The organism is Streptomyces sp. NPDC048600, assembly GCF_055587025.1.
Window position 1 is genome coordinate 109,893 of sequence record NZ_JBVJGZ010000016.1, and the last position, 24,583, is coordinate 134,475.

Below are 24,583 nucleotides of genomic sequence, written 5' to 3' on the forward strand. Positions count from 1 at the left end.
GCCCTCGCCACAGGCCTTCGAAGCTGCCCGCCCTCCGCCCCCGGGCCTCACAGCCCGAGCGCCCGCCCCAGGATCGCGTCCAGGTCCGCCGAGTCGGGCAGGGTGCCGAAGGCGTGCCCCCAGTCGCCGCCCAGCCGGGTCGCGCAGAAGGCGTCCGCGACCGCGGGCGGCGCGTACCGGACCAGCAGGGACGCCTGGAGGGCGAGGGCCATGGACTCCACGAGCCGGCGGGCGCCGGTCTCGGACGCGCTCGCCAGCCCCTGCCTCAGACGCCCGACCGCCGCGTCGAGACGGGCGTCCGCCCCCTGGGCCAGGGCCAGTTCGGCGAACAGGGCGTCCGCCGTACGCGGATCGCGCGTCAACGCCCGCAGAACGTCGAGGGCGTTGACGTTCCCGGAGCCCTCCCAGATGGACAGCAGCGGAGCCTCGCGGTAGTGGCGGGGCATGCCGGAGTCCTCGACGTAGCCGTTGCCGCCCAGGCACTCCAGGGCCTCGGCGGTGAAGGCGGGGCCCCGCTTGGTGACCCAGTACTTGCCGACGGCAGTTGCGATGCGGCGGAACGCGCGTTCGCCCTCGTCCCCGCGGATCGCCCGGTCGGCGGACCCCGCCAGCCGCAGGGTGAGCGTCGTGGCGGCCTCCGACTCCAGCGCCAGATCGGCCAGTACGTTGCGCATCAGCGGCTGTTCGGCGAGACGCGCCCCGAACGCGCTGCGGTGACGGGCGTGATGGCTGGCCTCGACGAGCGTCCTGCGCATCAGCGTCGCCGACGCCATCACACAGTCCAGCCGGGTGCAGTTGACCATCTCGATGATGGTCTTGACGCCCTGACCCTCCGGGCCGACCAGCCAGGCGACAGTGCCGTCGAACTCCGGCTCGGAGGACGCGTTGGACCGGTTGCCGAGCTTGTCCTTGAGCCGCTGGACCCGGAAGGTGTTGCGGGTGCCGTCGGGCAGTATGCGGGGCACGAGGAAGCAGGACAGCCCGCCGGGGGCCTGCGCCAGCACCAGGAACACGTCGCACATCGGCGCCGACGTGAACCACTTGTGCCCGCGCAGGGTGTAGACACCGGGTTCCGAACTGGGCGTGGCCACCGTGCTGTTGGTGCGTACATCCGAGCCGCCCTGCTTCTCGGTCATGCCCATCCCGGCGAGCAGCCCGCGCTTCTCCGTCGGTACGCGCAGCCCCGGGTCGTACTCCCGGCTGGTCAGCAGCGGCTCGTAGACCTTGGCGAGCTCGGGTTCGCGGCGCAGCGCGGGGACCGCCGCGTAGGTCATCGAGGTCGGGCAGCCGTGCCCGGCCTCGCTGTGGTTCCACACCAGGCCGCCCGCGGTCCGCGCGACATGTGCGCCCGGACGGTCGTCGGCCCACGGCGACCCGGCCAGGCCCTCCTCGACCGCGACCCGCATCAGCCGGTGCCAGCTCGGGTGGAACTCCACCTCGTCGACGCGGTGGCCCCAGCGGTCGTGGGTGCGCAGCTCGGGCTCGTGCCGGTTGGCCAGCTCGCCCCACTCCTGCGCCTCCGCGCCGCCCGCCAGCAGGCCGAGCCGGCGGATGTCGGCCTCCGCCCAGCCGGCGCCCTCCCGGCGCAGGCCCTCCAGTAGGGCCGCGTCCTCGGCGGCGTCGTAGGGGGCCAGGGGCGGGGCCTGGTTGGTGACGTCGTGCGTCGCGTACTGGGTGTGCCGCTCGTGTACGGGTGTCGAGACCATGACGCGAGTGTTGCACTATCTCTGCGGTCGCAGCAATGCTGCAACATCCACTTCCGGCCCGTACAGTACGAGGCCATGCGCAGCCACGACACGAGGTCCCACGGATGACCGCCCCGGCAGGCCCCGGCACCGTGGAGCTGCGCCCGCTGTCCGCGCGGTCCGTCGTCCTGAGCCTGCTGCTCGGGGCGGACCCGCCCGAGATGACCGCGAGGGACCTGGCCCGGGCGGTCGAGCCGTTCGAGGTCGGCGGGTCGACGCTGAGGGCCGCGCTCAGCCGGATGGCGGCCGCCGGGGATCTGCGCCGCACCGGGGCCGGGTACCGCATCGGGGAGCGGCTGCTCGAACGCCGCCGTCGCCAGGACGAGGCGGTCCGGCCGCACACGCGCGCGTGGGACGGCGACTGGGAGATGGTCGTGGTCACCGCGACGGGCCGCGGCCCCGCCGAACGCGCCGAGCTGCGCACCCGGCTGACCGCGCTGCGCCTCGCCGAACTCCGCGAGGGCGTCTGGCTGCGCCCGGCCAATCTCTCGCGTGAACTGCCCGGGGAACTGGGGCGGGTGGCGGAACTCGGTACGGCCCGCCCGGCCCGGCCCGCGCGTGAACTGGCCGCACGGCTGTGGCCGCTGGAGGACTGGGCGGCCACGGCGGACGCCCTGCTGGCCCATGGGGAACGGTCCGTCCGTCCGGCCGACCGCCTCACCGCCTACGCGGCGATCGTCCGCCATCTGCTGGCCGACCCGGTCCTGCCGGAGGCCCTGCTGCCCGCGGGCTGGCCGGGCGCGGCCCTGCGCACGGCCTACGCGGACTACCGCCGGGAACTCGCCCGGCAGATGGCGACGCGCGCGTAGAGCCGCAGCGGCTCCACGCGCGCGTGGCGTATGACTCCGGCCCTGTGCGCGTGCCGAACGACTCGGGCTGCACGCGCGCGTGGCGGGCACAGGGGCGGCGAGGGCGACCCTGCGTAGCGCCGTGCGGGCATGCTCCGCGCGGCCGCCCTCACCGCCGGGACGTCACCGGTAGGTGATGTCCGAGGTGGAGTAACGGCAGTTGGTGCTGTCAGGGCCGCTGCCCACGGCCGTGTTGTTGTTGTACTTCTGGCAGGGGACGACCTTGCGCGAGGCGTCGTTGAGGATGGTGATGCCGCGCAGGGTGGCCACGTCGTTGCGGTTGACGTTGATGCCGACCAGCCGGGCCGTGCTGCCGGTGCCGGTCACCTCGATGGTGCTGAGGTTGACCTTGCGGGTGTACTGCGTCGAGCAGTCGCCGCAGGAGCGGTAGAGCGTCTTGAACTCCTGCACCGCGAAGTTGGAGATGTTCACGGTGCCGCCGCCGTTGTGCTGGAACACCTTGTCTGACGCCTTCTTCGCACCGCCGCCGACGACGTTGTACGTGGCGCTCGAGCCGCCGCGGAAGGTGGCGGCGTCCTCGCCGACGTCCTCCCACCAGACGTTCTGAAGCGTGCAACTGCCCAGACAGTGGATGCCGTCGGCGCCCGGCGCGCCGATGATCACGTTCTTCAGGGTGACGCCGTCGGCGAGGGTGAGGATCGGCTTCTGGTCCTCGGCCTGGTCGCCGGTGCCCAGCGCCCCGCTGCCGTAGAGGCGCAGCATGCCGTAGTCCTTGGAGCCGGTCAGGCTGATGGTCGCGGTGACCGCCTGGCTGCCGGACGCGGACGGCCAGGTGGCGGCGCTCGCCGGGGTGAGCGCCGCGCTGGTCATGAGCATGCCAATCGAGAAGCCGGCGGCGGTCAGTGCGCCGGCCGTGGTGCGCCCGCGCCCGCGCGGGTGTCGGGGAGATGTCATGTCCCGATTCCTTCCTCCGTGATGGTGGGGGTCATTACGTGGTGCGGCTCGAATCGGTCATGGTGCTGAACGGAACGTAGATGGAAAGCGCTTTCTGGTCAAGGGGGTGTGGGAGCGCTTCCATGCCGCGTGGAGCGTGCCGCGATGCCGGGCAGGGCGTCCCTCCTCGTGAAGGGGAGTCGCTGACGACTCCACGTATGTGTACTTTCGTCAGCGGGCTGAAAGTCCTCTCTGTGCTTCTTGGCGGCCCTGCTCCTGCCGCTCGGCGCGCCCGCGGCTCCCGCCCGCGCCGCCGGGACGGCCGAACGGGCCGCCCCCACCACGGCGTTGACGGAGATCACCGGCTTCGGTGCCAATCCCAGCAGCCTCCGGATGTATCTCTATGTGCCGGACGGTGTCACCGAACGGCCCGCGGTCGTGGTCGCCGTGCACCACTGCACCGGCTCCGGTCCGGCCATGTACAACGGCACCGAGTACGCCTCGCTGGCCGACCGTTACGGCTTCATCGTGGTGTACCCCTCGGTCACGCGCGCGAGCAAGTTTTTCGACGTGTCCTCGCCGCAGGCGCTGAGGCGCGACGGCGGCAGTGATCCGGTGGGCATCAGGTCGATGGTCGACCGGGTGGTGCGCGGCTACGGCGCGGACCCCGGGCGCGTCTTCGCCACCGGCATCTCGTCGGGCGCCATGATGACCAACGTCCTGCTCGGCGACTACCCGGACGTCTTCGCCGCGGGTGCCGCCTTCGCCGGGGTGCCCTTCGCCTGCTTCGCCACCGCCGACGGCTCCGAGTGGAACGGCGACTGCGCCGACGGCGCCGTGACCCGCACCCCACAGGCCTGGGGCTGCCCCGTGCGGGCCGCCCACCCCGGTTACACCGGCCCGCGGCCCCGGATGCAGCTGTGGCACGGCACCGCGGACGACGTGCTGCGGTACCCCAACTTCGGCGAGGAGATCGAACAGTGGACCGACGTGCACGGCCTGAGCCGGACCCCCGCCGTCACGGACACCCCCGCCGCCGGCTGGACCCGCACCCGCTGCGGCGGCACCGGTGACCGGGCGCCCGTCGAGGCGATCAGCCTCCAGGGCGTCGGCCACAACCTCTACGCCTACGGCATGGGCGCCCGGGTGATCACCTTCTTCGGTCTCGACGGCGACGGCCCGGCCCCGCAGCCCCGGCCCGGCGGCTGCGAGGTCACCGTCACCACCAACGCGTGGAACACCGGCCTGACGGCCTCCGTCACCCTGGCCATCACCGGCACCACCCCGGTCGACGGCTGGAAACTGGGCTTCACCCTGCCCGCCGGCCAGACCCTCAGCAACGGCTGGGGTGCCGCCTACGCGCCCACGACCGGCGCGGTGACCGCCACGAACGCGTCCTGCAACGGCACGCTCCCACCCGGCGCGAGCGTGAGCATCGGCTACCAGGCGACCCACACCGGCAACACCGCGGCGCCCGTCGGTTTCACGCTCGACGGAGCCGTCTGCGTGACGGGTTGACGCCGAGGGGGCGCACCGGCGTCCGGTGCGCCCCCTCGGAGACGTGTACCCGCGGCGTGCGCGCCCGGGTCAGACCGAGCGGTGGTACTGGTCCGGCACCCGCACCTCGCCGCCCAGTTCGCGGGCCGCGTGCCGGGCCCAGTACGGGTCACGCAGCAGCTCACGGCCGAGGAGGACAGCGTCGGCCTCGCCGTTGGCGACGATCTTCTCGGCCTGCTCGGCGTCGGTGATCAGGCCCACGGCGGCGACCGGCAGTGTGGTCCCGGCCTTCACGCGGGAGGCGAAGGGCACCTGGTAGCCGGGCCCGGTCGGGATCCGGGCGTCGGGGACGTTGCCGCCGCTGGACACGTCGAGCAGGTCGACGCCGTGCTCCTGGAGCGCGCCGGCGAGGCGGACGGTGTCGTCGGCGGTCCAGCCGCCCTCCTCCAGCCAGTCGGTCGCCGAGACCCGGAAGAACACCGGCTTGCCCTGTGGCCACACCTCGCGCACCGCGTCGACGACCTCCAGGGCGAACCGGGCGCGGTTCTCGAACGAGCCGCCGTAGGCGTCGGTGCGGCGGTTGGAGTGCGGCGACAGGAACTCGTGGATCAGATAGCCGTGCGCGCCGTGGACCTCGACGACCTCGAAGCCCGCGGCGAGCGCGCGCCGTGCCGCGTCGGCGAACCGGCCAACGATCTCCTCGATGCCCTCGACGCTCAGCTCCTCGGGCGTCTGATGCCCCTCGGCGAACGGCACCGCGCTCGGCGCCACCGGCTGCCAGCCGTGCGCCTCGGGCCCGACCGGCCTGCCGCCCTTCCAGGGCCGCTCGGTGGCGGCCTTGCGCCCGGCGTGGGCGAGCTGGATGCCGGGGACCGTGCCCTGCGCCGTGAGGAAGCGGGTGATCCGGCGGAACGCCTCGAGCTGGGTGTCGTTCCACAGGCCCAGGTCGTACGGCGAGATCCGGCCCTCGGGACTCACGGCCGTGGCCTCCACGAGGACGAGCCCGGTGCCGCCGGCCGCCCGTGAGGCGTAGTGGGCGAAGTGCCAGTCGTGCGGGGCTCCGGCGTCAGGCCCCTCGGGGGCGGCCGAGTACTGGCACATCGGCGACATCCACACCCGGTTGGGGATGGTCAGATCGCGCAGCGTGTAGGGCTCGAAGAGCGCACTCACGGCGACTCCCTTTCGTCACGGGACCGTTCGACGACTCGTACGATACTCATCGTAGTACGGGAGATGTCAAACTACGAAGACCTTCGTACAATGGCCCCATGACGCCCACCGCACCCGCCGCCGGCCGCGAGCTGCCGCACCCGGCCAGCGAGGAGATCCGGCTGGAGGGCGTGCTGCACGCCCTCGCCGACCCGATGCGGCTCCAGATCGTCAGCGAGCTCGCCGCCGCGGGCGGTGTGGAGCTGACCTGCTCGCAGTTCGCCGTGCCCGTGACCAAGTCCACGACGACGCATCACTTCCGGGTGCTGCGGGAGGCCGGGGTGATCAAGCAGGTCTACCGCGGCACGGCCAAGATGAACGGTTTGCGTGTGGACGACCTGAACGATCGTTTCCCCGGGCTGCTGGACGCGTTGATCGCCGCCGCGGCCCGGCAGGCGGGAGAAGGGCCTTCAGCGAGCTGAGGATTCGGGGGTGTGCCGCTGCCCGGGCGGCGCTGTGCGAGGCGCCGGGCGCCGGGGCTGCCGCTGCTGCTTCGCCCCTGCCGCTTCCAGGAGCGACTGCCAGTCGGGGAGTTTCACGACGTTCCTGCCCAGGGAGGCGCCGAGTTCGGCCTCCGCCCGCTCGATCGACTGCCACCCGGCCCACTGCACCGGGGTCAGCCCCGCCGCTTGCAGCGCCGTCAGCGGGTCGTCCGGGAGGTCCTTGCGGAGCAGTTGCGGCGCGTCCTGGAGCAGGGACGTCACCGTCTCCTTCGCACAGGGGCGGTTCGTGCCGATGACGCCCGTCGGGCCCCGCTTGATCCACCCCGCCACGTACTCGCCCTCGGCGACCCGGCCCGCCGTGTGCGGCACGGTGCCGGTGGTGCCGTCGAACGGCAGGCCCGCCAGCGGCACGCCCTGGTAGCCGACCGAACGCAGGACCAGCTGGGCCTCGATCACCTCGAACCGGCCGGTGCCCGTCACCCCGCCGCGCCCGTCCGGCACCGTGTGCTCGAAGCGGACCGCGCCCACCCGGCCGCCGTCGTCGAGGAGTTCGACGGGGCGCAGGAAGAACCGCGCGTGGATGCGGCGCGGAGCGTCACCGGGCGGCCGGGCGGACCAGTCGCGCAGCACCTCCACGTTGCGGCGCCGCGCGGCGGGCAGAGACGCGTCGTCCGTGTAGGCCGGGTCGAGCGCCAACTCCGCCGGGTCCACCCGGACTTCGGCGCCCGGCAGGCCGCCCAGCTCGCGCAGCTCCTTGGTGGTGAAGCGGGCCTGGGACGGGCCGCGCCGCCCCACCATGTGCACGTCGGTGACCTCGCTCGCGGCGAGCGCCGCGAACGCCGCCTGCGGCATGTCCGTGGGGCTCAGCTCGGCCGCGCCCCGGGCCAGGATGCGGGTGACGTCCACCGCGACATTGCCCACCCCGATGACCACGGCCGACCGTGTGCCCCGCACGAACCCGTCGTCCACGGCGTCCGGATGGGCGCTGTACCAGGACACGAACCGGGTCGCCGACCAGCTGCCCGGCAGATCCTCGCCGGGGATGCCGAGGTGGCGGTCGGTGGCGGCGCCGACGCAGTACACCACCGCGTGGTACAGCTCGCGGAGCCTCTCCGTCGCCATGCCCCCGGCCCCCACGTGCACCCCGCCGAGGAAGCGCACCCGCTCGTGCTCCAGGACCGTACGCAGGTTGTTCTGGAGGGACTTGATCTTCTCGTGGTCCGGCGCCACGCCGTAGCGCACCAGTCCGTACGGGCAGGGCAGCCGGTCCAGTACGTCGACCAGCACCGCGGGGTCCTGCTGGACCAGGGTCTGCGCGGTGTAGACCCCGCTGGGTCCGGAACCGACGACGGCGACACGCAGCACGGCGGAACTCCTCGTCCCGAGATGTGGCAGGAGATCGCTGGTGCCTCCAGCATCGCACCGGCGGGCCCGCCGGGGGAGAGGGCGGAGCTGACCCGTCGGAGTGCCCGGTGTGCGTGTCCCGTCGATCTTTTCGTATGGAATGTGATGATGCGGTTACGTTGCGTGTGTGCTAGAAGCATCCTTTCTTAATCTTTCTGATCGCCGTTTCGAGGACGGAGCGGTGTCCGTCCGGCCCGCGTGGGAAGTGCGGGAGAGCGAGGGCGCCACGTCCTGGTTCCAGGTACGGCTGGGCTTCGCCGACGGCGCCCGGGTGGACGCGCTGGCCGTGGTCACCGCGGGATGCCTGTCCATCGAGGACGTCCGGGCCCAGCCGGCCCTCTCCCTGGCCGACCTCACCGTCCTCGCCGACTGGATCGAGGGCCCGCTGTCCGAGGCGTGCGGGATCGAGCCGGGCGGGATGGAGTCGGGCGGTTTCGAACCGTGCGGGATCGAGCCGGGCGGCTTCGAGCCGTACGGGATCGAGGTGTGCGAGGAGAGCGGCGCGCGGGCGTGGGCCGAGGCCGACACCGAGGCCCGGGTCCGGGCCGGCGGGCCCTTCGGCTTCGGCGACCTGGGCGACCTGGACGACCACCCGGACGGCCGGCACGACCCGGACCGCTTCGGCCGTACGGGCGAGCCCCCCGCGCAGGACGAGTACGCGGGCCCGGACGGCTTCGTCGAGCCCGAGGACCCCGCAGGCCACCCCGACGCCCTCGCCCTCACTCCCGCCCCCAGCCGCGCCCGCCCCGCCTGGCCGCGGGGTGTCGAGGGGCGCCGGCTCGTCGCCCAGGAGTACCGGGCGGCGCAGGAGGACGGCGTCGACCCGGTCCTCGCGGTGATGTGCGCGACCGGGCACAGCCGCCGAAGGTCGCTGAAGCTCATCGCCCAGGCCAGGGACATCGGCTTCCTGGCACCACGTCATGCCCGCCGCTGACGGCCGCGCGTGGCGAAGCGCCTGCACTGACGGCTTCGTGTGGCGAAGCCGGGCCTGAAGGCAGCGCACGGCGGGACCGGTTGCCGGCGCCGGGCGCGCCGGGCCCGGCCGTCAGACCATGTCCCGCATCCGTGAGATCTCGCTCGTCTGCTGGGCCACCACGTCGTCGGCCATCTCCTCGACCTGGATGTTGTTCCCCTGCGACTTCACGTCCGTGGCCATGGTGATCGCCCCTTCGTGATGGGTGATCATCAGTCTCAGGAACAGGGCGTCGAAGTCCTCGCCGCGCGCCGCGCGCAGCTTCGTCAACTGGGCCTCGGTGGCCATGCCGGGCATCGCGGCGTGGTCGTGCCCCTCGCCCCGCTCCGGCTGGTCATGGGTCGTCAGCCAGCCCTTCATCGCGCCGATCTCCGGCCCCTGGGCGGCCGTGATGCGCTCGGCGAGCCGCTTCACCCGGGTCGACTCCGCCTGCTTCGGGGCGAGTTCGGACATCTCCAGGGCCTGCTGGTGATGCTCGATCATCATGCGCACATACGACACGTCGGCCGAGTTGGGGGTGTCGTCCTCGGCCCGCCGCTCGGCGGCCTCCTCGGCCGACAGGGTCCGGTTGTCCTCGCCCGGCATGCCCGGCTGGAGCACCGAAGGGCCGCTCGAAGCCGGGGACTTGGCGTCGTCGTCGGAGCCGGACTCGCAGCCGCCGAGCGCGAACGCGGCCAGGGCGGCGAGCGATACCGACGCGAGGGATGCGCGCAGCGCGCGGCGGGAATGCACAACGGCCTCCTGTGGCAGGGATGTCCGCTCCGGGGGAGGGGTGAGCAGGCACACCTTGTGAGTGTTGATGACTGTCCTAACACGGTTCCGCGCATCACTGATCAAAAACCTGGATTACATCTCCGTTTAACCCCTGTTGATCTGTGCATGATGCAGACGATACTTCGGGGGTCCGTGAACCGTTCCGTAGTGAACGGAACAAGGGAGGAAGCAGCAGTGACCCTGTCCAACAACCCCCGAACGCGGCGCAGACGACTGGGAGTTGCCACCGCGGCGGCCGGCCTGCTGGCCGCGCTGCTCACGGCTCACCCGGCCGTCGCCACCCCCGACCCCGGCGACGCCCCGACGACTCAGAAGGACGTCTCCCGCAGCGCCGAGGCCGATGTGCGCGAGGCCATCGACGCCGGCGAGATACCCGGCCAGGACGAGATCGTCCACTCGGCCAACATCACGCACGTCGCCAACGTCCCCAAGGACCTGGTGAAGGGCACCAACTCCGACCTGGCCTTCCAGGGCCGGTACGCCTTCGCCGGCAACTACGACGGGTTCCGCATCTTCGACATCAGCGACCCGAAGGCGCCCAGGACCGTCGCGCAGGTGCTGTGCCCCGGATCGCAGAACGACATCTCGGTCTCCGGCAACCTGCTGTTCCTGTCCACCGACTCCTCGCGCAGCGACAGCAGTTGCAACAGCACGACCCAGCCCGCGACCGAGAAGTCGTCCTGGGAGGGCATGAAGGTCTTCGACATCAGCGACAAGGCGAACCCGAAGTACGTCGCCGCCGTCGAGACCGCCTGCGGCTCGCACACCCACACGCTGGTGCCCGAGCGCCGCAACGTCTACGTCTACGTCTCCTCCTACTCGCCCAACGCCACCTACCCGGACTGCCAGCCGCCGCACGACGGCATCTCCGTGATCAAGGTGCCGCGCAACGCTCCCGAGAAGGCGGCGGTCGTCGGCTTCCCGGTGCTCTTCCCCGGCGAGGGCCCGGACGGCGGCGGCAACCCCGGCGCCCCGACCAACCCGGGCGTCAGCAAGACGACCGGCTGCCACGACATCACGGTCCTGCCCTCCAAGGACCTCGCGGCGGGCGCCTGCATGGGTGACGGCATCCTGTTCTCCATCGAGGACCCCGAGAACCCGAGGGTCATCGACCGCGTCCAGGACAACGTCAACTTCGCCTTCTGGCACTCCGCGACGTTCAACCAGAAGGCCAACAAGGTCGTCTTCACCGACGAGTTGGGCGGCGGCGTCGGCGCGACCTGCAACGAGGCGACCGGTGCCAAGCGCGGTGCCGACGGCATCTACGACATCGTCGGCCGCGGCGACCACCGCAAGCTGGTGTTCCGCAGCTACTTCAAGATCCCGCGCATGCAGGCCGCGACCGAGAACTGCGTCGCCCACAACGGCTCGCTCATCCCGGTCAAGGGCAAGGACATCATGGTCCAGGCCTGGTACCAGGGCGGTGTCTCCCTCTGGGACTTCACCGACTCCGCCGACCCGAAGGAGATCGGCTACTTCGAGCGCGGCCCGCTGAGCACGCAGCAGCTCACGGTCGGCGGCACCTGGTCGGCGTACTACTACAACGGCTACATCTACTCGAACGACATGGCCAAGGGCTTCGACGTGCTGCGGGTGAGCGACAAGCTCACCGACCCGGCGCGCCGGATCCAGCTGCGTGAGCTCAACGTCCAGACCCAGCCGGACTACTTCGACTGACCGGACGCGGGCCCCGGCCGGCTCTCCGGCCGGGGCTCCCGCATCGCGGGCGGCCCGTCGGCGGGCTCCCGCTCGACGGGCGGTCCGTCGGCGGGCTCCCGGCCCACGGGACGCTCGTCCGTCGGCTCCTGATCCACGGGCCGGGTGTCCGTGGAGAAGAACCGCGACAGATCCTCGTCGCACCTCCCGCCGGGCGCCTCGGTGTCCGGCGGGACCCCCATCTCCCGGTCCAGGCCGTAACGCCGGAACAGCTCCGCGCGCAGCGGCTCCATCGGCAGGCCGACGTTCGGCAGCACCATCGCGTACACCGCGCCCATCAACTGCGAGCGCAGCATGGCGTATTCGGCGTCCGGGTCCCCGCAGCCCAGCCGGGTGACCGTGTCCCGCAACAGCTCGCCGAGCCGCTGCTGCTCCGCACACCGTACGAAGCCCTCCGCCTGGAGCAGCCCCGCCATGTGCTGGCGCATGAGCACCGTGTGGTCCCGCGCGAGTCCCAGTACGGCGTCGATCGCCCGTGCCATCCGCTCCCGGCCGTCGTCCGTGCGCGGCTCGCGTTCCAGGGCCTCCTCCAGCGTCCGGTGCATCAGCCGGTGCACCGCGGACTGGACCAGCTGGCGCTTGCCGGGGAAGTAGTACGAGACCAGACCGCGTGCGGAGCCCGCCCGGTCAGCTATGTCACCGAGGGTCGTGGACTCGTAACCGCGTTCGTCGACGAGCTCGACCGCCGCCTGGAGAAGCCGTTCGCGCGAGCGCCGTCGCAACTCTTCATTGACCTGGGCGCTGCGCGGGGACATGCTGGACTCCTGCGTTGACTGGCTGCCAGCCAACTATACTCAGCGCAGCGGGCCACGCTCCTTCGGGTGCGTGGTCTCGGCTGCCGTCTGCCTCGGGCGACGCGGGGGATCGTCCGAGGTGGGCGGCTTTTCTCACCCTGTTGGTGGCCTGAGGCTATTTCTTCCGGGCGATCACGGCACCCGGCCCGGTCGACGGCTCCCCGTCCCCGGCTCAGCCCATGAGGTCCAGCACCGGCCGCAGCCCGTCGGGGCGGGCGTCGGCGGGCAGATGGTCCACGAAGTGCACCCGGCAGCCGAGCGCGGCCGCGCCGCCGTCCGCCCGCCGGTCGTCGCCCACCATCAGCACCTGCCGGGGATCGGCGCCGAGCGCCTCGCACGCCGTGGCGAACAGCCGCGGATCGGGCTTGCGGACGCCGTGCTCGTACGACAGGACGTAGGCGCCGACGAACTCGTCGAGCCCGTGCGCGCGGAAGACCGGGCGCAGGTCCCAGCCGATGTTGCTGACCACTCCCACGGCGATCCCGCGCTCCCGCAGTCCGCCGAGCACCTCGGCCGCGTCCGGGTACGGCGTCCACGCGGCCGGTGTCATATGGCGCTCGTAGAGCGCGTCGTGCAGGCCGGGCTCCGGCAGCCGGACCCGGCGGGAGAGGCCGGTGTACGCGGCCCGGTGCAGCTCCGCGCTCTCGTCGCGGACCTCCCAGAGGGCGGCGAGGTCCTCGGGGAGGTGCAGCGGGTTCGCCCCGCCCGGCAGCGCCCCGGCCTCCTCCAGGGCCCGCGCAGTCCTGGCCAGCTCCGGCCCGGACAGGGTGATCCCGGACTCGGCGAGCACGCAGGCCAGCCATGACTCGGCGGACTCGATCCGGAAGAGGGTGCCGGAGAAGTCGAACAGCACAGCGGTCATGATCGGATCCTATGACCCGGATCCAGACCCGGATCCAGACCCGGACTCGGACCCGCGCTCAGGGTCGGACCCGGACCCGCGTTCGGGCTCAGGGTCGGACCCGGTGCGTCCCGGCGGAGGCGGTGTCCTGCGGGGCGGTGCGGGCAGCCACCGCCGGTGTGCCGCCACCGCCAGGGCCACCACGGTCGCGCCCAGGAGCCAGCCGCCCAGCACGTCCGTGGCCCAGTGCACGCCCAGCCAGATCCGGGTCAGCCCGACCCCGAGGACCGACACGACGGCCACCGCCACCGCTGCGCGGAACACGGCACGGCTCACGCCGTAGCGGTGCGCGAGCCACAGGAGCAGGCCGAGCACCACCGTGGCCGTCATGGCGTGGCCGGACGGGAACGCCGCATAGTGGGCGGAGTCCACGGGGTCGGGCCAGCGCGGGCGCTCCCGGTCCAGGGCCGCCTTCAGGGTCTGCTGGACGCCCGTGCTCACGGCCACGGTGACCACGAGCCACAGGGCCGTCCAGCGCGCCGCGAGCCGCAGCACCAGCCACAGCACCGCCACCGCGCACAGCACCCGCATGGTCTGCGGGTCCCACACCCAGTCCGTGAGGACGCGGGCGACCCCGGTCAGGCCGTCCTCGGCCACCGCCCAGCGGTGCGTGGTGCGGGCGACGGACCGGTCGACGGACATCAGCGGATGCCAGGCCACTCCCACGAGCACCACCAGCAGCACGGAACACACGGCCAGTGGTCTCGCCGCACGCAGTGCGCGGTGACGGCGGGGGGACCGGGGCGGGGTTTCCGTGGGTGACGGTGCCATGGACCGATCCTTGCCCAACCGTGGGGCCCGAGGCCAACCACGGGGCCGTGGGGCAGGTGGCGCGGGTGCTGCCGACGGGGACGGCGTGGCGTCCGGCCACCGCCGGGGCCGCGTCCGTCCGAGGCGGCCGCCCCGGGGCGGGACCGCGCTACCCGAGGGCCCGCAGGCCCGGTACCAGGGCCACCACCACGGGTATCACCGGCACCAGCGCGGCCGCGGCCGTCAGCCGCAGACGGCGGCTGGGGGTGAGCCGGTCCGGCGGGGTGAGCAGCCGGTTCACCCGCTTCGGGACCTGCGCGTCGGGCGTGGGGCAGGGACCGAAGACGCCTCGGCCCTCGTTCAGTTCCACCAGCGCCAGCGCCGTCGTCAGCCGTCCGAAGCGCCGGGAGGCTGTGTCGTCGGCGGCCAGTTCGACCAGCCGGTGCATCTCGTCGCGGAACGCCTCGAACACCCGGATCTGCGGGAACCCGATCGCCAGCGCGGCCGAGCAGTGCCGCAGCCAGTCGTGCCTGGCCTGCGCGTGTCCCATCTCGTGCGCGAGGACGGCGTCGAGCTGGCGCCCCTTCAGCCGGCGCAGCGCGGCGGTCGTGACGACCAGGCGGGGCGTCGAACCGGGCAGCCACCAGGCGTCAGGGCGCTCGCCCTCCAGCACCACCAGCCGTCCGCGGCCGGACTCCTCGCCGGGCAACTTCGGTGCGCGCAGCCGCAGTTCGGCCCTCCGGTGGCTGCGCCGGGTGCGGGCCCGGGCGACCTCGCGCACCAGCATCGCCGCGCTCCACACGCCGCCCAGTGCCAGCGCCACCGCGGTGGCCGCCGCCCAGCCGCCGCCCGTGGTGCCGAGCGCGTACGCCTCCACGACCGGGCGCGGGGCCGGGGCGAACAGATGGCCGCGCACCTCCTGCCAGGCGGCCGCCGCGCTGAGGGCCATCGAGAGCGCGCAGCACAGCAGTACGGTCGCCACCGCGCACTGCCACACCCACAGGGCCACCACGGGCTCACGGTCCGGCCAGTCGGCCCGGGCCAGCACGCGGGGTGTGACCGCGGCGGTCAGGGCGCCGAGCAGCAGCAGTGCCACGGGGACCATCATGGTCACCACCCTATGAGCGGGCGGCCGTCCAAGGGTATGGACCAACGAGCCAAGTGACGCAGGCCACGGTTTCGTTCGGCGCGGCGGCACGGCAGCGGGGGCCGGGCGCACCGCAGTTGGCGGCGGCCGGGTGTCACAGCGCCAGCAGCATCGCCACCATGGCGATCCCCATCGACAGCCGGCAGGCCCGCACCAGCTCCGGCCGGTCGCCCCAGGCGATGGCCCCGGCGGGCACCGCGGACACCCCGGGCACGGGCACCAGCCGTACGCCCGACAGCAGCACGTAGCCGGTGAAGTAGAGCAGCAGGGCGCCCGTCAGCAGGGGCACGCCGGAGCCGCCGTGCGCGTGCCCGGGGGAGGACATCGCGACGGCCATGTAGACCATCGCCCCGTCGCCCACCAGGTGATGCAGCTGATGCCCGCCGGCGCGCCCGGCCCGCAGCGAGTGCAGCGCGGCACCGGCGAACAGCGCGGCACAGCCGGGCCAGGCCCAGCCGGGCGGTGTGAACACGGCCGCGGGCACGGCCATGGCGGCCATGCCGAACGCCATGAACGCCTCGGTGCCCGCGCCGCGGCGCTGCTCCTCGACCCCGCTGCGCAGCCGCAGCAGACAGTAGGCGCCGGTCGCCGAGCACAGCGCGACGAGCAGCCAGCCGGGCGACGCCGGTCCGTGCACCCGTACCTCCCCGCGTCGACGAACGCTCCAGCGAAGCGATGCCCGGGACGTACGGGGCGTACGCGAGCGCAAGGGTGTACACGGGGAGCACTCGACGGAGCACGGGCCTCTGTCGCGTCAGCGTTACGTGGCGCACTCGACGGAGCACGGGCCTTCGCCGCGTCAGCTGTACGTGGCGCACTCGGCGCGGAGCGCGGGCCTTCGCCGCGTCAGCGTTCCGGCGGCGTCACAGGCCCGGCCGGTGGCGCAGCGGGTGGTCGCGCGGCACCTCGACCAGCACGATCTCCGTGCCGTCCGGGTCCCTGATCCACATCTCGACCAGTCCCCACGCCTCGGTGACCGGGGGCCGCGCGATGTCGACGCCCTTGGCGCGCAGTTCCTCGTGCGCCCCGGCCACGTCGTCGACCTGGAGCCACAGCCGCACCGCCTCGGTGGGCATCTCCCCGGTGCGGCCGGAGAGTTCGAGGAACCCGCCGCCCAGGAAGTAGACCGTGCCCCGGTCCGGGCCGGTGCCGAACTCGCGGTAGACGGCGAGGCCCAGATCACCGCCGTAGAAGGCACGGGAACGCTCGGGGTCGCGGGGCCGCAGCAGGACGCGGCTGCTCAGCACATGCACCATGCCCGCGAGCCTAGATCGGTCGCCCGGGTCGCGCCCGTCCTGTGAGACGACTATGGCAGGTGGCCCCCGGGCCAGGGTTAGGCTCCTCGTGTTCGAACCGCGCCACAGATCGGAGCCGCGTCCATGGAATCCGCCGTCACCGCAGCCGCACTGACCTTCCGCGATGCCACCGCCGCGGACGTGGACGCGCTGGTCGCGCTGATCGAGTCGGCGTACCGGGGCGACTCCAGCCGCACCGGCTGGACCACCGAGGCGGACATCCTGGAAGGGCAGCGCACCGACCCCGCGGGCGTTCTCGCGGTGATCGACTCGGCGGACAGCAGGTTGCTCACCGTCGAGCGGGACGGTGCCGTCGTCGCCTGCTGCCAGCTCGAACACCGCGGTGACCACGCCTACTTCGGCATGTTCGCGGTCAGCCCCGGGCTCCAGGGCGGCGGCATGGGCAAGGTGATCATCGCCGAGGCGGAGCGGCAGGCCCGGCGGACCTGGGGCGTGAGCGAGATGCACATGACCGTGATCTCCGTGCGCGAGGACCTCATCGCCTGGTACGAGCGGCGCGGCTACCGCCGTACGGGACGGATGACCCCGTTCCCGTACGGCGACGAGCGGTTCGGCATCCCGCAGCGCGACGACCTCCAGTTCGAGCTGCTGGTCAAGCCGCTGGTGTGATGCTCAGGCGGTGAAGCGGCCGGTGCGTTTGATGTCGGGGTGGTCGGTGGTCGCGCCGTCCAGCTCCAGCGCGCGCACCAGCCGCAGGTGCTCCTGTGTGTTCACCACCCAGCCGACGATCCTCAGGTCCGCCTCGCGGGCGCGCTCCACGACCTCCAGGGTGATCCTTCGGATGTTCAGACAGAGCGTGGCCGCGCCCACCGCCACGGCGCGGTCCACGATGTCGGTGGAGTAGCGGCTGCCCACCAGCGCGGTGCGCGCGCCCGGCACCAGCCGGGCGATCTCGGCGACCGCCTCGTCGTGGAACGAGGAGACCTCGACGCGTTCGGCGAGATCCCGCTCGCGCATCACCTCGGCGAGCGCCCTGGCCGCCGCCACGTCCTTGATCTCGGCCTGGAGCGGCGCGCGCACCGCGTCCAGGACCTCCTCGAGGACCGGCACGCGTTCACCGCGCCCCGCGTCCAGGGTGCGCAGCTCGGCGAGGGTCTTGTCGGCCACGGCGCCGGTGCCGTCCGTGGTGCGGTCCACGTCCTCGTCGTGCATGACCACGAGGGCGCCGTCCTTGCTCAGATGAAGGTCCAGCTCGATGACGTCCAGGCCGCCGCGCTCGGCGGCGACGAAGGACCGAAGGGTGTTCTCGGGCTCGACGCCCATGACTCCGCGGTGACCGATGGTGAGGAAGTTCAAGGGGTACCTCGCTTCCGTCGACGGCGGCTCTGTGCCGTACGAACCGGAGCGGACCGTTCGCACGGCAGGTCCCGCAGCCTAATGGGCCGCCGACGGGATGGACCCGTCCGCGACGAACCCGGCGATGGCTGGTTCCCGCTCCTGTTCTGTACTCCCCGGGAAACCGCCCGTCCATGCGGGCGTCATGGGCCCGTACCCCGGCCGATCCCACCTCGACAGGAAAAAGTGAAGTGAAACCCTGGGTTCGACAGGAGATTTTCCCGAGACCCCCCTTGCTGGAAGAAACCTCATATGCCTACGGTGTCCTTACGAGAGGTTCTCGCGTGGAGGATGGGACATGACGGAAATTCTTGTGCAGGCGGCTTCGGAGGGGCAGATTCCTCCCATGACCAGGGTCATCGAGCACCCGGCGTGGCCGGTGCTCAAGGATGCCGTGGAGCAGATCCGGCCATGGCAGTCCAAGGACGGGTCGATCGACTTCACCGCCGAGGACGCCCCCGAGCGTGCCGCCGTGGAGGCCGTAGTGGCCCGCATAGCCGAGGCCGTGGAGACGCTGTCCCCGCTGCTCGCGCACGATGCCGAGTACCACAAGGCCCTGGTGAGCGACCTGCGCCGGTGGGCCGACGAGGGCTTCCAGGTGCCCGACTTCCTCGACTCGCTGCTGGCCTTCCAGCCCGCCGCGGGCCGCGCCGACGGCCTCCAGCACCTGGTCGTCTTCCCGATGTACACGCAGAACGGCAACCCGGACCGCAACCTGGAGGCGGTCGTGCTGCGCATGGTCTGGCCCGAGTGGCTGGCCGAGCTGGAGCGCACCCGCTACGACAACCCGCTGTTCTGCGGCATCAAGTTCGAGGACTTCACCGCGGGCTACGACACCAACTCCGCGGTGCTCTTCCCCGAGACCATCGCCGTGCGCGAGGCGCCGGAGCGGTTCACCTGGGGCGGCATCTTCTGCGACCGCGAGGCCGCCCGCTTCCGCCGGGTCACCGAGGCCGCCGTCGAGACCCTGGGCCTCGAGCTGCCCGAGGACATCGCCGCGATGGTCCACGACCAGACGCGCTGCGAGGAGGCCTTCGTCCTGTGGGACATGGTCCACGACCGCACCCACAGCCACGGCGACCTGCCCTTCGACCCCTTCATGATCAAGCAGCGCCAGCCGTTCTGGATGTACGGCCTGGAGGAGCTGCGCTGCGACCTCACCGCCTTCAAGGAGGCCGTGAAGCTGGAGGCCGAGGGCGTTCCGCAGGCCCGTGACGTGCAGTACGCGGTGCTCTTCGACCGGATGTTCCGCTTCCCGCTGACCGGCGACCGCAACCGCAACTACGACGGCCTCGGCGGCCAGCTGCTCTTCGCCTACCTGCACAAGCACGACGTGGTGCGCTGGACCGACAACAAGCTGTTCATCGACTGGCAGCGTGCCCCGCAGGTCACCAACGAGCTGTGCGCCGAGATCGAGAAGCTCTACCGCGACGGCATCGACCGCCCGAAGCTGGTCCACTGGTTCGCCGGCTACGAGCTGGTCTCCACCTACCTCTCCCCGCACCCGGGCTCCAGGTGGGCCAAGGGTCCCGACGCCCTCGACCTGGCCCAGCCGCCCCGCAAGCTCGTCGATGACGTGCTTCCGGACGAGTTTCCGCTGAGCATGTTCTATGAGGCCCTGTCCAAGAAGCTGAAGAACGTGATCGCCTCCACCAAGGGCATCACGGCGGACAGCGCCGAGCGGGTCGCCGCGTGAGCGACCGGCACACCGAGAACACTGCTCAGGAGGCGAAGAACATGGGGAACGGGGCTCTCAGCGGTGCGGTGATCGCGGTGGCCGGCGCGGGTGGACCCGCCGGCCGGGCGGCACTGCTCAGGCTCGCCGAGGCGGGCGCCACGGTCGTCGCGGCGGACAACGACCCGGAGCGGCTCGCCGAGGCCGTGGACGCGGCCCGGTACGCGTCCGGCGGCGCCACCGTCACGGGCGAGACGGTCGACCTGCTCGACCTGGACTCCACCCGCGACTGGGCCACGCGCACCGAGAAGGAGTTCGGGCACGTCGACGGCCTGGTCCACCTGGTCGGCGGCTGGCGCGGCAGCGAGACCTTCACCAAGACCAGCCTCGACGACTGGGACTTCCTGGAGCTGCTGCTCATCCGCACCGTGCAGCACACCTCCCTCGCCTTCCACGAGGCGCTCCAGCGCAGCGAGCGGGGCCGCTACGTCCTGATCAGCGCCGCGGGCGCGACCAACCCGACCGCCGGGAACGCCGCGTACGCCGCGGGCAAGGCGGCCGCGGAGGCGTGGACGCTCGCCATGGCCGACTACTTCCGCAAGGCCGGGGGTGAGCAGGGGCCGACCTCGGCTGCTGCGATCCTGGTCGTGAAGGCGTTGGTGCACGACGCGATGCGCGCCGAGCGGCCCAACGCGAAGTTCGCGGGCTTCACGGACGTCAAGGACCTCGCCGAGGCCGTCGTCGGCGTCTGGGACAAGCCCGCCGCGGAAGTGAACGGAAACCGTCTGTGGCTCACCGAGCAGCCGTGAACCCCCCGAAGACCGACGCGCGTCGCCACCACGATCCGGAGGTCCGCGGTTTCGCCAGCGACAACTACGCCGGGGTGCATCCGGAGGTGATGGCCGCCCTGGCCCTGGCCAACGACGGCCATCAGGTCGCGTACGGCGAGGACGACTACACCGAGAACCTCCAAGGGATCGTCCGCAGCCACTTCGGGCCCACGGCCGAGGCGTTCCCGGTCTTCAACGGCACCGGCGCCAATGTCGTCGCGCTCCAGGCGGTCACCGACCGCTGGGGCGCGGTGATCTGCGCCGAGAGCGCGCACATCAACGTCGACGAGGGCGGCGCGCCGGAGCGGATGGGCGGCCTCAAGCTGCTCACCGTGCCCACGCCGGACGGCAAGCTCACCCCCGAGCTGATCGACCGGCAGGCCTGGGGCTGGGAGGACGAGCACCGCGCGATGCCGCAGGTCGTCTCGATCACCCAGAGCACCGAGCTGGGCACGCTCTACACGCCCGACGAGATCCGCGCGATCTGCGAGCACGCCCACGCACACGGCATGAAGGTCCACCTGGACGGCTCCCGCATAGCCAACGCCGCCGCCTCGCTGAACGTGCCCATGCGGACGTTCACCAACGCGGTCGGCGTCGACATCCTCTCCCTGGGCGGCACGAAGAACGGCGCGATGTTCGGCGAGGCGGTCGTCGTCATCAACCAGGACGCCGTGCGGAGGATGAAGCATCTGCGCAAGCTGTCCATGCAGCTCGCCTCCAAGATGCGCTTCGTCTCCGTACAGCTGGAGGCGCTGCTCGCCAAGGACCTCTGGCTGCGCAACGCCCGCCACGCCAACGGGATGGCCCAGCGCCTGGCCGAGGGCGTACGCGCGCTGCACGGCGTCGAGATCCTCTACCCGGTGCAGGCCAACGGCGTCTTCGCCAAGCTCCCGCACGACGTGAGCGAGCGCCTCCAGAAGCGTTTCCGCTTCTACTTCTGGGACGAGGCCGAGGGCGTCGTGCGCTGGATGTGCGCCTTCGACACGACCGAGGAGGACGTGGACGCGTTCCTCGCGGCCCTGAAGGAGGAGATGGCTCACTGAGCCACCTCGAGTGATGCATAGGTATGCGGTCGCCCGAAAAGTCATTGACTGCCGGGTGATCGCATTCCTATGCTCTGGCGGCATGGAGCTGATCCAGAACACCGCTGACCTTTCCGCGTACTTGGCCGCCGACGAGGTCATCGACCATCACCATCCGGTGGTGCGCGAGACCGCGGCCCGTCTCGCGTCCGGCGCCGGCGACTCGTATGACTATGCGAGGGCCGCCTTCGAGTACGTACGCGACGCCATCCCGCACTCCGCCGACACCGGCGACCCACGTGTGACCTGGCGCGCCTCCGACGTCATCGAGCTCCGCACGGGCATCTGCTACGCCAAGTCCCACGCCCTCGCCGCGCTGCTGCGGGCGGAGGACATCCCGACCGCGCTGTGCTACCAGCGGCTGCGGGACGACGGTTCGGGCCACTGCGTGCACGGCCTCGTCGCCGTCCGCCTCGACGGCGCCTGGCACCGCCAGGACCCCCGCGGCAACAAGCCCGGCGTCGACGCGCGCTTCTCCCTGGCCGGCGAACGCCTGGCCTTCCCGGTCACCCCGGACTCCGGCGAGACCGACTACCCCCACCTGTACGCCACCCCCCACCCGACAGTCCTCAAGGCGCTCCGCTCCGCCGTCGACCGCCCCCACCTCTGGACGACACTCCCCACCACCCTCTGACCCCTCCAAAGGGGGCGCGGGGAACGGCGCAACAGGCACCCGGAGGACCGCGAGGACCTCCGCGACACGTCCCCAAAGGGGCGCGAGGACCTCCGCGACAGGTACCCAATGGGGCGCGGGGAACTGCGCGACCGGCCCACGACGTCCCGCACCCGACGACGCCCACCAGCCCCGGCATCGCCCCGCCCAGGCCTTGCAGAGGCCACCGCATCGCAACGTCCCCAAAAGGGGCGCGGGGAACTGCGCGACCAGCCCAAGCCAACCCGCACCCCGACGACGCCCACCAACCCCCCCCACACCGAACCGCCCAACCCCCCGGCTAGGGTCACCGCATGAGTGACGGGGGAGCGACACAGAACACCACGGCCGAGGCCGAACGGGCCGAACAGGGAGGGCGGTTCGCCGCGCTGAGGCGCCACCCCCTGCTCACCTCCGCCGCAACACTCGCCCTGCTCGCCGCAGGCACCGCCGTACCCCTCGCCCTGGCCGGCGGCGACGACACCCCGCCCTGCCAGGATCTCCCCGCCACCACCCGGGCCCTGGCCACCGACCCCGCCGCGGCGACCGACGCCCTCGACCCCGGCGACGACATGGCCCGCATGGACGCCGTACGCGAACTGCTGCGCATCGACGACCCCTGCGGGGACGGCGGCAAGGTGCTCGGCGAGGTCGTGGAGGCCGCCACCCGCGCCCCCGCCCCCGGCACCGCGCACACCCTCGCCCAGGCCCGCGCCGCGTTCGGCGTCGCCGCGGCCCTGGACGGCGCCGGGATACCCGCGGGCACGGCCCCCGGCGTCGCGCGGATGCTCGCCGACTACGTCGTCGACGAGGCGCTCTACCTCATGCACAGCGACGACACCGCCCTGCCCGCGGTCCCGGCCGAGGCCGCCGCACCCGACCCGCAGGGCTGGACCCGCTACGGCCGCTTCCTCGCCCCCGGCGAGGCCCACACGGACTTCGAGTACGAACAGCCCTACGGGGACGCCGAGGCCGACCCGGAGCAGCTGGTCGCCGAACTCGCCCGGGACCCCGAGGCGTTCGCGATCCTCTACGACGCCGAGCGCGCCTACTTCGCGCACTACCTGGAACGCCTCACCCGCCAGGGCGGCGACCCGGCCTTCCGGCCCGACCCCGAGGACCGGGGCGAGTACGCGAGCACCGCGACCACCTGGCCCGACAACGACCTGGAGGACATCGCCGAACGCGTCGGCAACCTGATGAAGCACCGGGCCGCCGGAGCCCGGGAGGGGGAGATCGACGATCTCGCCGCGTTCGACGACGCCGTACGACGGCACACCCGCGGCACCTACCGGCCCGCGCCCCGCCAGGTCGGCACCCGCCCGCCGATGGCGGCGATCGCCGCGCGCCCGGTCGCCGGGCCGGTGCGGGGCGATCTGATGGACGGCAGACAGCAGTTGTTCACGGTGCTCGACGCGTGGGCCCGCGAGCGGGGGGTCCCGCGCGAACGGGCCGCGGCCGTGCGGCAGATCGTCGACGACGCGTATGTCCGGGGGCTCTGGATGCGGTTCTGAACCGCTCCGTCAGCCGGTGACGCGCAGGTCCGTGCAGTCGCGCCGCCGGCTCTGCTCCTCGGCGAACGCCCGCAGCAGAGCGCGCTGTCGCGCCTCGCCGAGGCCGGGAACGCCCTCGTCGGCGGAGAGGGCGAAGCCGGCCGCCTCGCCGTCGCAGCGGGCGGTCGCGGTGAGGGGCCGCGGCACCCCGTCGTCGGTGACCAGGCGGCGGCTCCAGTCGCCGTACCAGGCCGCGAAGGTCATCCCGCGCTCGCCCTCGCCGCTGTCCTCGTCGCCGGTCTCCAGATCGCAACGGCCCGTCGGCGCCGCGTCGTTGAGCCCGTCGGCGAGCCGCCACCCGGACGGCCGCGGCAGCGTGTCCCGCAGGGCTCGCGCGCAGGACCCGTCGGCCTCGTCGAACGGCACCGCGCGCGGGCCGTCCTCGGGGTCCGGCGGACCCGACTCGCCCTCGGGCGCCCGCAGCGGCCGCGCGCCGCAGCCGAGCCGGTCGGACGCGGCGGCGACCAGGGCCAGGGCGGTGTCGTAGGCGGCGGGCTGCCCGGCGGCGGCCTCGCGGCCGAAGACGGTCCGCACCGTCATCCGGCGCTGCCGCCCCTCGGCGTCCCGGCCCAGGTCCGGGCAGGGCACCCGGAACTGAAGGCTGCCGAACCGGTCGACGAAGCCGGGCAGCCCGGCGGGCAGGGCCGCGGAGGGACTGAAACCCTGTTCGTCGAAGAGGGACATGTACTCCCGGTCCTGGTCGTCGCGCCGGGTGTACGCCTCCATGCGCAGGAGGAGCGCGTCGTCGCCCTCGTCGTCCTCGAAGGACAGCGAGCAGCTGTAGGAGCCGAGCCGCTCATGGCTCGTGGCCGTGTCCTCGGTGAAGTGGGAGCCGTGCACCGCGAGCCGGCGGACCGCGTCGGCAGGCAGCGCCCCGGCGCACGCGCCGCGCAGCAGCATCCAGTCCTGGACGTACGGTTCGGCGATCCAGCCGCCGACCCCGAGGACGGCCGCGGCCGTCACCGAAATCTTGATCCAGCGCCGCATCGAACCGCCCCCGTAGCGCACTCGGCAGAGGACGGCCCGCCGGGCCGTCCCGTTA

Annotated in this window: 24 protein-coding genes; 11 read left to right on the forward strand and 13 right to left on the reverse strand. The window is 72.5% G+C overall.

Translation table 11 applies throughout. From position 1 onward, the window contains the following. Positions 1–47: 47 nt before the first annotated feature. Entirely contained in the window at positions 48–1,706 is a 1,659-nt protein-coding gene (locus tag ACZ6SQ_RS22220; protein ID WP_469564711.1) for a DNA alkylation response protein, read from the reverse strand. A gap of 104 nt (positions 1,707–1,810) precedes the next feature. Here ACZ6SQ_RS22220 and ACZ6SQ_RS22225 point away from each other — a divergent pair, with 104 nt between their 5' ends. Next, positions 1,811–2,554, forward strand: a complete 744-nt coding sequence (locus ACZ6SQ_RS22225; protein ID WP_469564713.1) for a PaaX family transcriptional regulator C-terminal domain-containing protein — start codon at positions 1,811–1,813, stop codon at positions 2,552–2,554. Between the two features lie 162 nt (positions 2,555–2,716). Here the strand turns inward: ACZ6SQ_RS22225 and ACZ6SQ_RS22230 are convergent, their stop codons facing one another. Beyond that, entirely contained in the window at positions 2,717–3,508 is a 792-nt protein-coding gene (locus ACZ6SQ_RS22230) for a pectate lyase (RefSeq protein WP_469564715.1), read from the reverse strand. Between the two features lie 231 nt (positions 3,509–3,739). Between ACZ6SQ_RS22230 and ACZ6SQ_RS22235 the strand changes: the two genes are divergently transcribed. Then, positions 3,740–5,005: an extracellular catalytic domain type 1 short-chain-length polyhydroxyalkanoate depolymerase gene (locus tag ACZ6SQ_RS22235; RefSeq protein ID WP_469564859.1), complete on the forward strand. Its 1,266-nt coding sequence runs from the start codon at positions 3,740–3,742 to the stop codon at positions 5,003–5,005. A gap of 69 nt (positions 5,006–5,074) precedes the next feature. Here ACZ6SQ_RS22235 and ACZ6SQ_RS22240 read toward each other — a convergent pair whose 3' ends face one another. Then, positions 5,075–6,154, reverse strand: coding sequence for an NADH:flavin oxidoreductase/NADH oxidase (locus ACZ6SQ_RS22240; RefSeq protein ID WP_469564717.1), 1,080 nt, complete (start codon positions 6,152–6,154; stop codon positions 5,075–5,077). A 98-nt stretch (positions 6,155–6,252) separates the two neighbouring features. Between ACZ6SQ_RS22240 and ACZ6SQ_RS22245 the strand changes: the two genes are divergently transcribed. Next, entirely contained in the window at positions 6,253–6,615 is a 363-nt protein-coding gene (locus tag ACZ6SQ_RS22245; RefSeq protein ID WP_469564719.1) for an ArsR/SmtB family transcription factor, read from the forward strand. Here the strand turns inward: ACZ6SQ_RS22245 and ACZ6SQ_RS22250 are convergent. After that, entirely contained in the window at positions 6,604–8,001 is a 1,398-nt protein-coding gene (locus tag ACZ6SQ_RS22250; RefSeq protein WP_469564721.1) for an FAD-dependent oxidoreductase, read from the reverse strand. The two genes, ACZ6SQ_RS22245 and ACZ6SQ_RS22250, sit on opposite strands and share 12 nt — an antisense overlap. Positions 8,002–8,221: 220 nt before the next feature. On the opposite strand from ACZ6SQ_RS22250, the gene ACZ6SQ_RS22255 reads away from it, so the two are divergent. Then, positions 8,222–8,974 carry a DUF6214 family protein gene (locus ACZ6SQ_RS22255; RefSeq protein ID WP_469564724.1) on the forward strand — a complete coding sequence of 251 codons (753 nt, stop codon included), beginning with the start codon at positions 8,222–8,224 and terminating at the stop codon, positions 8,972–8,974. 111 nt (positions 8,975–9,085) lie between these two features. Here the strand turns inward: ACZ6SQ_RS22255 and ACZ6SQ_RS22260 are convergent, their stop codons facing one another. Then, positions 9,086–9,745 (reverse strand): DUF305 domain-containing protein, encoded by a 660-nt coding sequence (locus ACZ6SQ_RS22260; protein ID WP_469564726.1) that lies wholly within the window; start codon positions 9,743–9,745, stop codon positions 9,086–9,088. A 216-nt stretch (positions 9,746–9,961) separates the two neighbouring features. Between ACZ6SQ_RS22260 and ACZ6SQ_RS22265 the strand changes: the two genes are divergently transcribed. Further along, entirely contained in the window at positions 9,962–11,464 is a 1,503-nt protein-coding gene (locus ACZ6SQ_RS22265) for an LVIVD repeat-containing protein (RefSeq protein WP_469564728.1), read from the forward strand. On the opposite strand, the gene ACZ6SQ_RS22270 is transcribed toward ACZ6SQ_RS22265, so the two are convergent. From ACZ6SQ_RS22270 to ACZ6SQ_RS22295, 6 genes are all read right to left on the reverse strand, one after another. Beyond that, positions 11,452–12,258: a TetR/AcrR family transcriptional regulator gene (locus ACZ6SQ_RS22270; RefSeq protein ID WP_469564730.1), complete on the reverse strand. Its 807-nt coding sequence runs from the start codon at positions 12,256–12,258 to the stop codon at positions 11,452–11,454. The genes ACZ6SQ_RS22265 and ACZ6SQ_RS22270 overlap by 13 nt on opposite strands. Before the next feature lie 211 nt (positions 12,259–12,469). Further along, on the reverse strand, positions 12,470–13,159 hold the full coding sequence (locus tag ACZ6SQ_RS22275) for an HAD family hydrolase (protein ID WP_469564732.1): 690 nt from the start codon (positions 13,157–13,159) through the stop codon (positions 12,470–12,472). Positions 13,160–13,168: 9 nt separating this feature from the next. After that, the gene (locus ACZ6SQ_RS22280) at positions 13,169–13,969 is read right to left on the reverse strand and encodes a phosphatase PAP2 family protein (protein WP_469564734.1); all 801 of its coding nucleotides are present in this window, start codon (positions 13,967–13,969) and stop codon (positions 13,169–13,171) included. A 148-nt stretch (positions 13,970–14,117) separates the two neighbouring features. Further along, positions 14,118–15,056 (reverse strand): M56 family metallopeptidase, encoded by a 939-nt coding sequence (locus ACZ6SQ_RS22285; RefSeq protein WP_469564736.1) that lies wholly within the window; start codon positions 15,054–15,056, stop codon positions 14,118–14,120. A gap of 133 nt (positions 15,057–15,189) precedes the next feature. Further along, positions 15,190–15,732 (reverse strand): DUF5134 domain-containing protein, encoded by a 543-nt coding sequence (locus ACZ6SQ_RS22290; protein ID WP_469564738.1) that lies wholly within the window; start codon positions 15,730–15,732, stop codon positions 15,190–15,192. A gap of 226 nt (positions 15,733–15,958) precedes the next feature. Continuing rightward, a complete protein-coding gene (locus tag ACZ6SQ_RS22295) occupies positions 15,959–16,351 on the reverse strand; it encodes a VOC family protein (RefSeq protein WP_469564740.1) in 393 nt (130 codons plus the stop codon). Positions 16,352–16,474: 123 nt separating this feature from the next. Between ACZ6SQ_RS22295 and ACZ6SQ_RS22300 the strand changes: the two genes are divergently transcribed. Beyond that, the gene (locus ACZ6SQ_RS22300; protein ID WP_469564742.1) at positions 16,475–17,020 is read left to right on the forward strand and encodes a GNAT family N-acetyltransferase; all 546 of its coding nucleotides are present in this window, start codon (positions 16,475–16,477) and stop codon (positions 17,018–17,020) included. Positions 17,021–17,023: 3 nt separating this feature from the next. Here the strand turns inward: ACZ6SQ_RS22300 and ACZ6SQ_RS22305 are convergent, their stop codons facing one another. Next, a complete protein-coding gene (locus ACZ6SQ_RS22305) occupies positions 17,024–17,707 on the reverse strand; it encodes a glycerophosphodiester phosphodiesterase (protein WP_386378683.1) in 684 nt (227 codons plus the stop codon). Between the two features lie 337 nt (positions 17,708–18,044). Here ACZ6SQ_RS22305 and ACZ6SQ_RS22310 point away from each other — a divergent pair, with 337 nt between their 5' ends. The 5 genes from ACZ6SQ_RS22310 (at position 18,045) to ACZ6SQ_RS22330 (ending at position 23,502) form a co-directional block, all read left to right on the forward strand. Then, a complete protein-coding gene (locus tag ACZ6SQ_RS22310) occupies positions 18,045–19,442 on the forward strand; it encodes a DUF6421 family protein (RefSeq protein WP_469564745.1) in 1,398 nt (465 codons plus the stop codon). 41 nt (positions 19,443–19,483) lie between these two features. Next, positions 19,484–20,230 carry an SDR family NAD(P)-dependent oxidoreductase gene (locus tag ACZ6SQ_RS22315; RefSeq protein WP_469564747.1) on the forward strand — a complete coding sequence of 249 codons (747 nt, stop codon included), beginning with the start codon at positions 19,484–19,486 and terminating at the stop codon, positions 20,228–20,230. Further along, positions 20,227–21,297 carry a threonine aldolase family protein gene (locus ACZ6SQ_RS22320; RefSeq protein WP_469564749.1) on the forward strand — a complete coding sequence of 357 codons (1,071 nt, stop codon included), beginning with the start codon at positions 20,227–20,229 and terminating at the stop codon, positions 21,295–21,297. Before ACZ6SQ_RS22315 ends, ACZ6SQ_RS22320 begins: the two co-directional genes overlap by 4 nt. An 82-nt stretch (positions 21,298–21,379) precedes the next feature. Next, positions 21,380–21,970, forward strand: a complete 591-nt coding sequence (locus tag ACZ6SQ_RS22325; protein ID WP_469564751.1) for a transglutaminase-like domain-containing protein — start codon at positions 21,380–21,382, stop codon at positions 21,968–21,970. 332 nt (positions 21,971–22,302) lie between these two features. Continuing rightward, positions 22,303–23,502, forward strand: coding sequence for a hypothetical protein (locus ACZ6SQ_RS22330; protein WP_469564754.1), 1,200 nt, complete (start codon positions 22,303–22,305; stop codon positions 23,500–23,502). Positions 23,503–23,511: 9 nt separating this feature from the next. On the opposite strand, the gene ACZ6SQ_RS22335 is transcribed toward ACZ6SQ_RS22330, so the two are convergent. Beyond that, a complete protein-coding gene (locus tag ACZ6SQ_RS22335) occupies positions 23,512–24,528 on the reverse strand; it encodes a hypothetical protein (protein ID WP_469564756.1) in 1,017 nt (338 codons plus the stop codon). Between the last annotated feature and the right edge of the window lie 55 nt (positions 24,529–24,583).

Bases quoted from the DNA above. Each gene is read 5' to 3' on its own strand.
- ACZ6SQ_RS22225 (WP_469564713.1), top strand. From the start codon at position 1,811: ATGACCGCCCCGGCAGGCCCCGGCACCGTGGAGCTGCGCCCGCTGTCC.
- ACZ6SQ_RS22230 (WP_469564715.1), bottom strand. From the start codon at position 3,508: ATGACATCTCCCCGACACCCGCGCGGGCGCGGGCGCACCACGGCCGGC.
- ACZ6SQ_RS22275 (WP_469564732.1), bottom strand. From the start codon at position 13,159: ATGACCGCTGTGCTGTTCGACTTCTCCGGCACCCTCTTCCGGATCGAG.
- ACZ6SQ_RS22295 (WP_469564740.1), bottom strand. From the start codon at position 16,351: ATGGTGCATGTGCTGAGCAGCCGCGTCCTGCTGCGGCCCCGCGACCCC.
- ACZ6SQ_RS22285 (WP_469564736.1), bottom strand. From the start codon at position 15,056: ATGATGGTCCCCGTGGCACTGCTGCTGCTCGGCGCCCTGACCGCCGCG.
- ACZ6SQ_RS22315 (WP_469564747.1), top strand. From the start codon at position 19,484: ATGGGGAACGGGGCTCTCAGCGGTGCGGTGATCGCGGTGGCCGGCGCG.
- ACZ6SQ_RS22220 (WP_469564711.1), bottom strand. From the start codon at position 1,706: ATGGTCTCGACACCCGTACACGAGCGGCACACCCAGTACGCGACGCAC.
- ACZ6SQ_RS22335 (WP_469564756.1), bottom strand. From the start codon at position 24,528: ATGCGGCGCTGGATCAAGATTTCGGTGACGGCCGCGGCCGTCCTCGGG.
- ACZ6SQ_RS22310 (WP_469564745.1), top strand. From the start codon at position 18,045: ATGACGGAAATTCTTGTGCAGGCGGCTTCGGAGGGGCAGATTCCTCCC.
- ACZ6SQ_RS22270 (WP_469564730.1), bottom strand. From the start codon at position 12,258: ATGTCCCCGCGCAGCGCCCAGGTCAATGAAGAGTTGCGACGGCGCTCG.
- ACZ6SQ_RS22330 (WP_469564754.1), top strand. From the start codon at position 22,303: ATGAGTGACGGGGGAGCGACACAGAACACCACGGCCGAGGCCGAACGG.
- ACZ6SQ_RS22280 (WP_469564734.1), bottom strand. From the start codon at position 13,969: ATGGCACCGTCACCCACGGAAACCCCGCCCCGGTCCCCCCGCCGTCAC.
- ACZ6SQ_RS22245 (WP_469564719.1), top strand. From the start codon at position 6,253: ATGACGCCCACCGCACCCGCCGCCGGCCGCGAGCTGCCGCACCCGGCC.
- ACZ6SQ_RS22300 (WP_469564742.1), top strand. From the start codon at position 16,475: ATGGAATCCGCCGTCACCGCAGCCGCACTGACCTTCCGCGATGCCACC.
- ACZ6SQ_RS22325 (WP_469564751.1), top strand. From the start codon at position 21,380: ATGGAGCTGATCCAGAACACCGCTGACCTTTCCGCGTACTTGGCCGCC.